Consider the following 11,771-nt stretch of genomic DNA (forward strand, 5'->3'; position numbering starts at 1 on the left):
AACCAGCGCCAATCCCGGCCTCCCCGAGTCCCGACGCCCCGCGGAGACGTCGGGCTCAGAGTGCCGAACCGACCACTGTCGCAAATCAGCTGGCGGACGCATGTCGCACATCAGTCGACGGAGGACACATGCAGCCAGTGATCGGTTGCCGAATTGACCTGTACTGAGATCAAGGCGGCCCGCAAGGCGGGCCGCGCCGGCCCGGCCCGGCCTGCTGGCGACCTCCGGCCGGCATCGGCCGGGCCGGCCGGCCACGCTTGGGGACGACAAGACCTTTGAAGACCTCGGGGCTCCGCCCCGAACCCCGGCCCTCCTCAGAGATCAGCCGGGCGGATCACCTCGCCGGGCACCACAAGGGCTACCAGCTGGACGGGGGGCCACGGTCGTTCTTTCTGGACGAAAAAGTCACGTGTCGAAGGTGTCGTCCGGACTCATGATCTCGTCTCGTACCAGCGGCACCAACGCCGACAGGCCGCCATCGTCCACGGTGACTGACAAGCGGATCCGACCCTCGCCGTCATCAACGGCGTAGCAGACAACGGTGTACCGCTCGCCGTCGTCGCCGACGACCAGGCGCACATCCTTGTCGTCGAGCATGGCGCGCCACTCGTCATAGCCGACGTGTCGCCACTCCGCCAAGCGTGCCTCGGCGAGCCGTGCTGCGGTCTCCTTGTCCAGCCCCACGCGGTCACCCTCTCACTCGCGTCGCTGTCGACCGCAAACGGTGATGGTTGAAACCTCTGCCCGCTCGACAGATCGTGACCGCGAGGCGGACCCCCTCGGAACGATCTCCCGGGAAGGTCGTCGCTATGCATCTCGTGATGCGAGACGAGTGTCAGAAAGTTGGGTTGACAGACGTCGGCATATGAATGAATATGACTAAACCGGGCACCCGAGAATCCCTTGATCAAGGCGGTGACCAGCAGGGCTCATCCCGTCGACTACGGATCAAAAGGTTAGGGGTTCGAGTCCCTTCGGGCGCGCAACGGAATCAAGGCCGTGACCAGCGGAAACACCGGTCACGCAGCGCCACCGCTGACCGTCGCCACCTGCCAGGCTGCCGTCAGTGAGCACGGCGGCGAGAGCCTCATCAATTGCGGTGCTGCCCGCGACCGGGTCTGCCAGGGTGGCGAGCACTTCGAACCCGGCTGGGCCGCGCCGCAGGACACTGACTTCCGCGCCGGCGCCGACGTCGCAGACGATGGTGTATGACCCGACCGGCAGTTAAACCCCGGTCGCGAGGAGGTGGTTGGCCACCGCCACGGGGGCTTCGATCAGTCGGGGTTGGGGCAGGCCCGTCCGATGGGCGGCGTGTCGCATCCACGTCCGGCGCCTCGGGCTCCACCCGGCCGGCACCACCAGCCGCACATCCTCGACCGCGCAACCGACGGCTCGTTGCGCTTCCTCGGCCACCCGGCGCAGCGTCGCGGCGACCAGATCGAGGGTGTCGATGTCCGTGCCGGAGATGGTGAGCCGCTGCTCGGGAGACTGCCGTGAGTCGGGATGAACCGCTGCGGGTCGGCGGTGGCGGCCTGCCACGCCTGGTGGCCGGTCAACACGTTGCCGTCGCCGGCGAGCAGTACGGCGCTGGGCAGGGCGGGCTCGCCGTCGAACATCAGCGGCACCCACGCGCCGTCAGGCCACGCCACCACCGCAGTGGTGCTGGCGTTGCCGCAGTCGATCGCCAGCCGCGCCTGCCCCGCCTGCATGGATCTCAGTCAAACATCAGGATCACATTCACGTCACCCACGAATCACTCACAGAGAGGAGGATCAGACCGTCACCCCACCTCGCCTCCCCGGCCCCTCAGCATCCCTTGTACCCGGCCTCGCGGCCGCCATCGGGGTACTTGGTCCTGGTTCCACCGCCTATTGATGGTGTTGGTGGGACGATGGAAGGCGTGGGAACTGCGAAAACTGCTACGCCTGCCATCTCGCCGCTTGCCGGCGAGCCGATCAAGCGCGCCGATGCCGAGCGGCTCGCGGGAGTGCTGAAGGCGTTCGCCGACCCGGCCCGGCTGCGACTGCTCAGTCTGATCCAGTCCGCTCCCGAGGGCGAGGCGTCCGTGAGTGATCTCACCGCGCCGCTGGGTCTGTCCCAGCCGACCGTGAGTCATCACCTTCGGATCCTCACCGAGGCCGGCCTGCTCGAGCGCGAGAAGCGGGGCGTTTGGGCGTACTACCGGCTCGTGCCGTCCGCGATCGAGGCGATCGCCGACCTGTTGACGCCGCCCCGCAAGCGAGCGACGAAGCGGGCCCGCTGAGCGGCACTGCCGAAGGCCGGTGCCGGCCGGATCCCCATCGGTGAATCGGCCGACCCACCCCAGGGGTGCCCCGCGGCGTTTGTCCTACTCGGCCGGGCTGGCTTGCCGGCGGCGCAGCGTACGGATCCATCCTTGCGCGGTGTGCCGGGGCACGTCGTAGTGATCGGCGACCGCCGCCACGCTACCGGCCTGCTGGTACACCGACTCCAGATCATCCGGTGACCGCCGGTACACGCGACCCGTGCCCGAGGACGCCTCGCCCTTCGCGGTCTGCTTGGTGGCTTTCCGCCCCGCGGTGGTGGCCTTGGCGCCTGTGGCTTTCCGCCCACGCGACCGGGTCGCGCCGGCGGACGGTGCTTTCGCCCGTGACGCCTGCTTGGGAACAACGACCTCGGTCGGCTCGCTCTGCACCGGAGTAGTCGTAGCCGGTTGATCAGCAGTGGACGTGGTGGCGGCGACAGGCTGGTCCGCCTCGGTCTCGGCGGCGGGCTCCTCGTCGTGAACGGATACGCCAGCGGGCGCCTCGTGGGCCGGAGCAGCAGGCGACACGGTTAACGCCTGCTGCCCGCCGACGGCAGGCGTGACCGCCTTCAGCAGCAGATCCAGATCGACCGCGGGAATCTGGCCCGCAGTCAGCCCGTCCCCCTCACCGGCGCATACCACCAGTTCGGTGATGCGGGCGGTCGCGCCGTTCAACTCGACTCTCACGGTTGTGGTCGCCCGGCTGGGATCGTCCGCGGCGATGGTGATGGTGTAGGAACTCACGACGTGCCTCCAGGTAGGGCAAGGGCCTCGTCACCACTCGCGCGAACCATCCCGCGAAGACCACAGGGACTCGGCCGTTCCCGATGCGCTAATCGGTGACCAAAAGGTAAAAGCTACCGCATGCCCGGCGAGCTGCGACCAATGCGGCGACCACGGGTTTGGCTCGCTCTCGTCGGCGACACTGGACCGGGAGCGTTCCGTGCCGAGGGCAGGATCAAGGAGTGCCATGATTTGCAACTGGAGCGTCCGGCTCGGTGCCGCGACTGTGTGCGCATTGGTGCTTACCGCTTGCACGGCTGACCACCCCGAACCGCAACCACCGGCGCTCGGGGTGACCACCCAGGAGTTCGAGCAGCGACTCACTGAGCACCTGTCCCGCTTCGTGGCCGAGGTGCTGGAGTCCGACGCGCGCGCCTCCGCGCCGACTCACTCCCGCGCCGTGGGTTGCGCCGAGGCGCCCGGTGGCGGCCCGGACTGGGGTGTCGTGCCACGAGCGGAGATCACGATCGCCGCCGGCGACAAGGCCGAAAAGTACTTCGAGGACCTCGAAACCTGGGTATCTCGCAATGGCTTCGGCGACCCTACCGATAACAAGCAGCCCGGTAGACCCTGGGTGGTGGACGCCCTGAGCGAGGACGGCGCGCGATTGGTCATGGAGCTGCCGCCAAAGAGTCCACAGTTCGCCGTCACGTTGACCGGGCCATGCACCTGGCCGCCCGACCGGCCCGGCGGCCCGCCACCCTCGGGACAGCTCCCACCCCTCCCCGCACCGTCCGAGCCAACGCAGACCTACGACAGCGACTCGGAAGAGCGCGCATGCCGGTCGCCGAAGCTCTATGTCTACAACCAGGCGGCTCCACGGTTCGCCGGTCCCGGCCCGCACCCGATGCTCCTGATCAACTACCGCGACGAGGAGTCGTTCGGGTATGCCGAACTGCCCGCCAAGTTCGAACCACAAGACAACGACCACGCCTCCCGTTCGTACCGCGACCAGGTGCAGCTCCTTGTCTGCGCGCGCGTGGAACCGACCCGGGATTCGGGCCGCGATGTCACCTGCTACTACTCGCCCATTTCCACTACCCGCGGCACTCCGTACATCTTCGACGTGCACGAAAGCACCTACCACGTTGCGGTGCTGGAAGCCGGCAGCGGCAAGAGAGTCAGCGAGTTCACCGTCCCAGGAAGGCAGGGAGACGAGGAAAGCTGCCCAGACACCATGCCGTGGGGCGATCACCCGCGGACGCTGGCCCGTGGCATCGACGAGGCAGCGTTCGAAAGCAAACTGCGCCCCCTCTACAGCTCACCTCGATGACTGGATCTCAGAGGGCTGCGCTCGCGCAGCCAATGCGGCGACCGGCAACACGACCCGCGGCCCGATCGGCGCGGTCAGCGCGCGGGGATCTGCACGGCGATCTCCTTGCCGAGCCGCGAGCCGCCGGAGAGGTGGAGGTCGTCGCCGCTCCAGAACCGACCGGGGTCGTACCAGTTGGGCTGGCGCAGGGAGCAGGACCGTGCCGGCCTGCCTCCACAGTCTGGCCAGCCGGTCGTCGAAACCGGTCGGCGCCGCGCACGCCAGCAGCGCCACCGGACCGGCCCAGCCAGCCGGCATCGCGAGGTCGGTCGCGGCCAACTGGTCGATCTGGTAGGTCAGTGGTGAGCAGCAGGTACGGTCGGAAACAGGGCGTCACGCCGCCGAATGCATGAGCCTGGACCCATCACGGGTCGGCTCGGCAAGGCACGCGCATCTGCCGCAGTGCGCGTTACGTTGCGTCATGGTCGGACCTCATTGGAGGCGAGTCGACGGCGGCGATCGCACCTCTGGCCGCAGCGCCGGCCGACCGTCCCCGAGGCTCCTGTGCTTAGGGCAGTTTTCTCGTCGCGTCGTGGTGATCGTGACGGGTATCGTGGCCGGGCCGGCCGCGGGACTTCGGTGCGACTTCCGGAACCCGCCTCTGAAGCGATGCTTCGCAGTTCGTGCCCCCATTCCCCGGCCGGCCCCGTGGTCACCGTTTGGAAGGTTGGGTCGCGGTCATGTGGCGGGCGGATCGGGTCGCGTGCGAGGACGTGGTCATGTTCGTCAACGCCGCGATCGCCTCGACGGCCCAGCGCGAGTTCCGCTCTGGAGCCGCCGCGCAGCGCCTGTCGTTGGGGTTCCTCCATGAGTACGTGCTGGGCAACTACCGCGACCTGTATGCCGCGACCCTGGCCCTGGAGGTCAACCACCTCAACGCCGCCATGGTCGTGACAAACCTGCTACGCACCGCGCGGGAAGCGAGCGACCAGCAGCGCGCGGTAGAGGGGCGGCTGATCGCGGCGCGGCTGCGGTCGCTGCCGCCGCAGCGGGTGTACGGCGTGCTCCGCGAGCTGCGCCGGTTGGGGGTCAACAACCGGCGTACCCGCGTCATCGTGCGCGACTGGGTGGCGGCCCGGCCCGACCCGGCTTTCGACGCGATCAAGTACCGCAGATCGTTGTCGATCGCCGCCCGTCACGCCCACCTGCGACTTCCCGGCGAGGTCGGTACGGTGCTGTTTGACTGGCGCCGCCCGAAGCGCTACGAGACACCGATCCTGGAGGCGTGGCGACGCGCCCACTACGAGCATCGGGCCCTGTACGAGCTGCCGCACACCGTCGCCGAGGGACTTGCCGCCCAGCACGGCATCGACCGGGCCCGGTTCCTGTCCGGCATTGCGCCCAAGCTCACCGACGGCGAACGGCCGCGGCTGCAGGGGACCGCCGTACGGCACAAGGTCGAGGCGGTCGCCATGGACCTCGCCACCGCACCCCTGACCCGCCTCGCGATCTACGCGCTGTCGCTGCCCCGCCCGGAACGTGTCCGGTGTCGCGACGAGCTGATCGGCGCGCTTCAGGCCGCCGCGCGCCGGGCCGCGCGCCGGCAGGCGGGCACCTGGGGCCGGGTGGTGGCCGTCCTCGACGACAGCTACTCCGCCGCCGGATCCGGCGTGAAGCGCCGCCGGCCGCTCGCCGTCGCCCTGGCCACGCACTATCTGCTGGAGGCCCTCGCCGCCGACTACACCGGGCTGTGGCTGCACCACCGCGGCGACCCGCTGCTGGTCCATCCTATCGGCGCCACGGGGCTGGGCGTGCGCATCGTCGACGCCCTCGAGCGCCGCCCCGACCGGCTCGTCATCGTCTCCGACGGCTGGGACAACGACCCACCCGGGCAGGCCGCCGAGGTGTTGCGGGTCTGGCGTACCCGCCTCGATCCCGACCAGGCCACGAGCGTCGTGCACCTCAACCCCGTCTACGACGCCGACACCTTCGACGTGCGCCGCCTGGCCGCCGGCGTGGCCACCGTAGGCGTCCGCGACGCCGAGGACGCCGCTGCGCTCGTCGAGCTGGCCCGCTTCGCCACCGGCAGCGCCGGCTTCGACGAGCTGCGCCGCCACCTCGCCGACCGGGTCGAGCGGTTCCTCAACGCCGAGGAGGCAGTGTCGTGACGGCCGCCACCGACGGGATCGACCTAACCGGGCTGACCGCCGGCCCCGCCCAGACGTGGGGCGCGGTCCGCCTCGTTCCGCTACTGCGGCCGATCCCCATCACCGATCTGCGCCTGCACGCCTGCCTTTACGACCCCGACGAACTGTCGATTGTCCACACCGGGCCATGCACGGCGTACCTTTCCTACATCCCGCACGCGTTCGTCGCCACCTGGACCACTGACACCACTCCGGCCGCCGCCTACGGCACCCAGCTGCGCGACTCCGTCGACACTGGCGCTCCCACCGGCATCCGGCTGGCGTTCCGCCGCCGCTTGGCTCGCCGTGAGGACAGGCAGCGGCTGCGTTTCCTGCCGCTGCACCTGGCCATGGAGGGTTACCTCGCGCTGCAGTTCGGCGGCCCGCCCATCGCCTGGCAGGAATGGACCCGCCATGCCGTCACCCGCGGCCTGTCCCCCCGCGTGGAGGCCAGCTACACCGGCGCCAGCATCGCCGGCCTCGACGACGCGCTGCGCGTTTTCGAAATCCACCCCGACCAGTGCGGCATGGTGCTCTACGTCGCCGACGCCCTCGCCGCCACGTTCGTCGTCCCGCACCCGGACGACTACCGCGCCCTGCACCCCACGCTGTTGCAGGACTTCTACGGCGAACTGCTGTTCCATTACACCCATCTGTATCCGGCCGTACCCGACTTCACCCCCCGCCTCGACGACACCCGCATCGCCAGCGTCGCCGACCTGCGCGCCCAGCTAGCCCAGGTGGGCGCCGACTGGACGGCCTTCCATGCCCTCATGGCCGACGGGCTGCTCGCCGCCGAGCGACTCACCGTCACCCCGGTACAACGGATGGGTCGCTTCACCCTGGCCCGGTTCCTGCCCGCCTTCAACCCCGAAGCCGAAAGCCACATCGGCGAAACCATCACCGACGAGGCCGGTCAGCTGGCCTACCTCAAAACGTTCCGGCTGTCGGCCGCCCAGACCCGCCGTGGACATCTGCTGTCCCAGCTCGCCGCCAACGACTGGGACCTCGACGCCACCGCCACAGCACTCGGCACCGACCGGGACGGACTGGTCCAACGTCTCGACCGCGCCGGCTTCGGCCACCTGCTCCGCCCCGGCATCATCGATGCCTGTCGCAAGCGCGCCCGAGAACTGCGCAGCCGAGCAACGAAAGCAGGGCCCATGAAGTGACAAGGTGCGCCGTAGCATCCGGTCAGGACAACCAATCCATGACCTTCTGTGAGGACTGCACAGCGGAGCACGCCCATGGCACCGCTCATAGCCGCGAAGGCGCTCGTCACCGAAGGTACGTCGCGCCGGTCGCCGGCGTCCGAACGTGCCGATGACAGTGCGTTCGACCTTTCTCTGCAAGATCGCGATGCAGCCATCGAGGTACGGCGATTGTGGCGTACTGAGCAAACCGTCGACCCTGGCCTGCCGTTGACCAGGGATGAGCTGGCAGCGTGCCGCGTGAATGTCACGCCTGCTGTTCACGCGGGCCAGATCGGGGCCTACGTCAAGGCGCGACCGCAGACCGTACCCGCGTGGTGGAGCTCCGCGCGTCCGGCGACATGCTCGCCGCAGTCGGGTGGGAGATCGTCAACCACAGCGCCAGCCCGGTGTTTCAGGCGACGGCAAAGATCGTCCAGCCGACATCGATCTCCGCTTCCAACGCGACGGCCAGCATCCGCCGCGCCCCCTCCCGTACCACTCGTCCAGCAGAGAGACGTCCTCCCGCCGCGCTCCGCGGCTCCCCGGCCAGATCCTTGCCGCTCGCCGCCATTTTCGGAACCGCTGGATGTACCACCGCGAATGGCCCGGATTCTCGACGATCATGCGCAGCCAGCGGTTCTCCTCAGCCACCACACTTCTACTCTGTCGGTCGAGGCAGGGACGGTACCCGGTCCAGCACGATGCCGAAGTGGTCGCGGTACGCGGACAGCAGCGCCTCGTCGGTGCCGAGCGGGACCTCGGACCGCGTGGCGCCGTTCGTCAGGATCAGCGTGCGGCCGCTGATCGAGATCCGTCCGTCGCCGTCGATCCGCGAGCAGATCGGGCCGCGGGTGAAGTGCGAGTCTGGCGAGGTCTGCTGCCACCAGCAGGTCGGTGCGAAGTCCGCCAGCGAGCGCGCCCGCCGCTCGATCCGGTACTGCGGTTGCCCGTCCTTGATCACGTCCACGTCTCTCTCACCCGCGTCGACCAGCGCGAACCGGCCACCGGGATCCGCCTGCTCGGCCCGGCTGGTGAACTCCAGCGGGTACACGCTGTGGCTGCCGAAGCCGACGTCGACCAACCACGGCCCGCCGCCCTCGGCCGTGGACACCAGCAGCGCCAGGTGGTCGAACGGCGGGCCGAGACGTTCTCCGCCATACACGCGGGCGGCGGCCCGCACCACTCGGTAGCCGAGCGCCTCCAGCAGCATCGCGAACGCGCCGTTGAGTTCGTAGCAGAAGCCACCGCGCCGGCGCTGGACGATTTTGTCGATCAGGTCGTCCTCGGCCAGGGAGATCGGCTCACCCAGGTGGATGCTGAGGTTCTCGAAGGGCACCACCGTTTGGTGGGCCCGATGCAGCTCGCGCAGGGCCGCGCCGTCGGCGACCCGCGGCCGCTCCACACCGATCCGTTCGAGATAAGCGGTCACGTCCATACGCCGAGCATCCAACGTGAAGGGTGGTTCAGGTCAACCGCCTACGATTCGCTCGGTTGATCATGAAGTTTATCGCCCAGGACGCCTGTACCGTGCCAAAACTCGTTCTATGGCCGTGACCTGCTGTTTTGGAGATTGCGTCAGGCTGCCCGGTGGTGCTCGTTGATCCCACCAAGCCGTCGTCGGCGCCGTACGGGCTTGTCCATCGGGATGACGACGGCTGGATCGTGGTTGGGCGGTGATTGCTCTCGTCCTTGGTGTGGCCGGTGGTCGTGGGCCAGGATTCGTCGGATCGTGCCTGCCCCGATGCGGTGGCCCAGCCGCTGCGGTTCGCCCTGAATTCGGCGGTGGCCCCATCGCGGGTTCTCGCGGGCCAGCCGCAGTACCAGGTTCCGGATCTCGTCGCTGACGGCTGGCCGGCCGTATCGGGTCGGGTAGGTCCAGCGTCTGGCGACCAGGCGGCGGTGCCAGGCGAGCAACGTTGACGCAGTGACGATCCGGTGTGCCCGTATTGGGCGGGGCAGCAGGCGGGCCAGGGCGGACAGGATCGCCCGGGTCCGGCCAGGACAGCCTCGGCCGGCCCTGAACGTGGCGGCGTAGCACCGCAACCTCATGCCGTAGCGCGAGGACCTCGGCCATGAGGGCTCTGTCGCCGCGGGTCAGCAGGCCCAAACCGCTGAACAGGCGGATCATCCCCAAGTACAGCAACCGCATGACCATACCGGCGATCATCAGCCCGAGCCAAGAAACCCGAGCTCACAGCAGGTGCGACGAGTTCTGACACGCTACAGGCACCCAATAGCGCAGTTGGTCTCGTTCTCCGCAACGAGAGGCACGGGTGCCTGCAGGTCGGCACCGCCGGTGCCGTCGGAGCCGTTGTCCTACGCGTTTGTCTCGGCGCCCCGGCCTGGCCCGGGAGCTGAGCCGGGCGGGGCCGGCACAGCTGTACCGGTTGGCTCCGCCGGCGGTTCCAACGCCTGAATGAGGGACGAAGGGCGCGGGGGCTCGATGGGAACGCCGGTGCGCTCGGCCCGCTTGCGCCCCAGTCATAGAGAGCGTTCAGCACCGGGGCCAGGCTCGCTCCTTCAAGGGTGAGCCGGTACTCCACATGGGGCGGCGTGGTGCCCAGGTCATGCCGTGTGATCAGCCCGTCGGCCTCGAGGTCGCGCAGCCGTTGGGTGAGCATCTTCTGGCTGATCCCCGGTATCCGGCGGCGCAGTTCGCCGTACCGGTGCACGCCTTCCTTGAGGTGGGCGAGGATCACCGGTTGCCACTTTCCGCCGATGATGTCGACGGCCAACTCGACCGGGCAGTGGTATCGCTTTGGCACGTGAGCTCCTGCTCATCGGCACGCACCGGATGGTGCGTACTTGATCAATTTGAATTCTGGTGATGCGCTGTGTCAATGATCGTCGAGTACATCAGGTACCGGGTGCCCGCGGACCGGCTCGCCGGCTTCGAACCGGCGTACGAGCGGGCGGCTGCCGCGTTCCGCGCCGCACCGCAATGCGTGGACTACGAGTTGCGCCGCTGCGTGGACGATCCCGCCCGTTACGTCCTGCGCATCACGTGGACCTCCGTCGAAGACCATCTGAAGGGCTTTCGGGGCGGCCCGTTGTTCGCCGACTTCCTGGCCGCCGTCAAGCCGTACGTCGAGGATATTGAGGAGATGCGGCACTACGCCCTCACCACGATCGCCGGCAATGGTGGGAGCTCACCGCCGACGCTGTACGAGTGGGCAGGCGGCACGGACAGTTTTGTGAAGCTGTGCGACGCGTTCTACCGCCTGGTCGTCGCTGATGAGCTGCTATCGCCACTTTTCGCGGACATGGATCGTGAGCATGCGGGGCATGTGGCGACGTGGCTCGCCGAGGTTTTCGGTGGCCCTGCCCGCTATACCGCCGAGCGTGGCGGTTACCCATACATGCTGAACAAGCACCTGGGCAAGGCGATCACCGAACCGCAGCGCCGGCGGTGGGTCAACCTGATGATGGACGCCGCCGACGAGGTCGGCCTGCCCGACGATCCCGAGTTCCGGGCCGCCTTCGCCAGCTACATCGAATGGGGCACCCGGCTCGCGCTGCAGAACTCGCAGCGGGGCGCGCACCCGGTCCGGGAGGCGCCGGTCCCCCGCTGGGGGTGGGGCGTCGCCCCGCCCTACCAGGGATAGCCCGGACGATTCAGCACCGAGCGGGTGCCCCAGATGGACGCTCGAGGTCCTGCCCGATGCTCCTCGTCCTGCTCGGCGTGGACTCTGGATGGTTTCCAGGCATTCGGGCAGGACGCCGTCGTCACCGCGGTGGGGTCCGCGTCGGATGGGCCCGGCCGGCGGGATGCACCCGTAGGGCGAAGAAGTGCCCGGCCAGCTCGCCGACGGGCCGGTGCGGGGCGCGGTCGCGTGCGGGTTACCGCTACGCACGTGGACCCGACGGGAAGCGCGATGCCCGTTCATCCATCGATGACCGTGAATTGACATCCCCTGCAGAGCGTGGACCTGCGAGGAAGTGACCGAACTTGGACGGACTAGAAGGGTTGCGGTCGGACGAGTTTGGTGTAGAGGGCTATTTGTAGAAGTGCGCGCTTTCAGCATTGAACTACGGATCAGAAGGTTAGGGGTTCGAGTCCCTTTGGGCGCGCA

12 protein-coding genes and 1 pseudogene are annotated in these 11,771 nt (G+C 68.6%); 7 read left to right on the forward strand and 6 right to left on the reverse strand.

The window, feature by feature from the left end; all coding sequences use genetic code 11:
* Window positions 1-405: 405 nt before the first annotated feature.
* The gene (locus tag C1I99_RS06275; RefSeq protein WP_111133258.1) at window positions 406-684 is read right to left on the reverse strand and encodes a hypothetical protein; all 279 of its coding nucleotides are present in this window, start codon (window positions 682-684) and stop codon (window positions 406-408) included.
* A 315-nt stretch (window positions 685-999) separates the two neighbouring features.
* On the opposite strand from C1I99_RS06275, the gene C1I99_RS33200 reads away from it, so the two are divergent.
* Window positions 1,000-1,212 (forward strand): hypothetical protein, encoded by a 213-nt coding sequence (locus C1I99_RS33200; protein WP_199562004.1) that lies wholly within the window; start codon window positions 1,000-1,002, stop codon window positions 1,210-1,212.
* Between the two features lie 62 nt (window positions 1,213-1,274).
* Here the strand turns inward: C1I99_RS33200 and C1I99_RS06280 are convergent, their stop codons facing one another.
* Window positions 1,275-1,709 (reverse strand): hypothetical protein, encoded by a 435-nt coding sequence (locus tag C1I99_RS06280; RefSeq protein WP_199562005.1) that lies wholly within the window; start codon window positions 1,707-1,709, stop codon window positions 1,275-1,277.
* Window positions 1,710-1,891: 182 nt separating this feature from the next.
* Between C1I99_RS06280 and C1I99_RS06285 the strand changes: the two genes are divergently transcribed.
* A complete protein-coding gene (locus tag C1I99_RS06285; RefSeq protein ID WP_111133259.1) occupies window positions 1,892-2,263 on the forward strand; it encodes an ArsR/SmtB family transcription factor in 372 nt (123 codons plus the stop codon).
* 84 nt (window positions 2,264-2,347) lie between these two features.
* Here C1I99_RS06285 and C1I99_RS06290 read toward each other — a convergent pair whose 3' ends face one another.
* Window positions 2,348-3,028: a hypothetical protein gene (locus C1I99_RS06290; protein ID WP_233512363.1), complete on the reverse strand. Its 681-nt coding sequence runs from the start codon at window positions 3,026-3,028 to the stop codon at window positions 2,348-2,350.
* A gap of 331 nt (window positions 3,029-3,359) precedes the next feature.
* Between C1I99_RS06290 and C1I99_RS06295 the strand changes: the two genes are divergently transcribed.
* The 3 genes from C1I99_RS06295 to C1I99_RS06305 all read left to right on the forward strand — a co-directional run bounded on the left by C1I99_RS06295 (window position 3,360) and on the right by C1I99_RS06305 (window position 7,677).
* Window positions 3,360-4,340 (forward strand): hypothetical protein, encoded by a 981-nt coding sequence (locus C1I99_RS06295; RefSeq protein WP_111133260.1) that lies wholly within the window; start codon window positions 3,360-3,362, stop codon window positions 4,338-4,340.
* A 719-nt stretch (window positions 4,341-5,059) separates the two neighbouring features.
* Window positions 5,060-6,487 carry a hypothetical protein gene (locus C1I99_RS06300; protein WP_111133261.1) on the forward strand — a complete coding sequence of 476 codons (1,428 nt, stop codon included), beginning with the start codon at window positions 5,060-5,062 and terminating at the stop codon, window positions 6,485-6,487.
* Window positions 6,484-7,677, forward strand: a complete 1,194-nt coding sequence (locus C1I99_RS06305; protein WP_111133262.1) for an ARPP-2 domain-containing protein — start codon at window positions 6,484-6,486, stop codon at window positions 7,675-7,677. The genes C1I99_RS06300 and C1I99_RS06305 overlap by 4 nt, the downstream gene beginning before the upstream one ends.
* 679 nt (window positions 7,678-8,356) lie before the next feature.
* On the opposite strand, the gene C1I99_RS06310 is transcribed toward C1I99_RS06305, so the two are convergent.
* Together C1I99_RS06310 and C1I99_RS33205 are read right to left on the reverse strand one after the other, a co-directional pair.
* Window positions 8,357-9,133 carry an arylamine N-acetyltransferase family protein gene (locus C1I99_RS06310; protein WP_111133263.1) on the reverse strand — a complete coding sequence of 259 codons (777 nt, stop codon included), beginning with the start codon at window positions 9,131-9,133 and terminating at the stop codon, window positions 8,357-8,359.
* A gap of 610 nt (window positions 9,134-9,743) precedes the next feature.
* Window positions 9,744-10,370, reverse strand: coding sequence for a winged helix-turn-helix transcriptional regulator (locus C1I99_RS33205; protein WP_233512364.1), 627 nt, complete (start codon window positions 10,368-10,370; stop codon window positions 9,744-9,746).
* On the opposite strand from C1I99_RS33205, the gene C1I99_RS33810 reads away from it, so the two are divergent.
* The gene (locus C1I99_RS33810; protein WP_233512365.1) at window positions 10,266-10,526 is read left to right on the forward strand and encodes a hypothetical protein; all 261 of its coding nucleotides are present in this window, start codon (window positions 10,266-10,268) and stop codon (window positions 10,524-10,526) included. The genes C1I99_RS33205 and C1I99_RS33810 overlap by 105 nt on opposite strands.
* A 12-nt stretch (window positions 10,527-10,538) precedes the next feature.
* Window positions 10,539-11,303: a group II truncated hemoglobin gene (locus tag C1I99_RS06325; RefSeq protein WP_111133264.1), complete on the forward strand. Its 765-nt coding sequence runs from the start codon at window positions 10,539-10,541 to the stop codon at window positions 11,301-11,303.
* A 78-nt stretch (window positions 11,304-11,381) separates the two neighbouring features.
* On the opposite strand, the pseudogene C1I99_RS33815 reads toward C1I99_RS06325, so the two are convergent.
* Window positions 11,382-11,538: pseudogene (locus C1I99_RS33815) on the reverse strand (IS701 family transposase); the annotation flags it as partial.
* Window positions 11,539-11,771 lie beyond the last annotated feature (233 nt).

The organism is Micromonospora deserti (genome assembly GCF_003236335.1).
Taxonomy (GTDB): Bacteria; Actinomycetota; Actinomycetes; order Mycobacteriales; family Micromonosporaceae; genus Micromonospora; species Micromonospora deserti.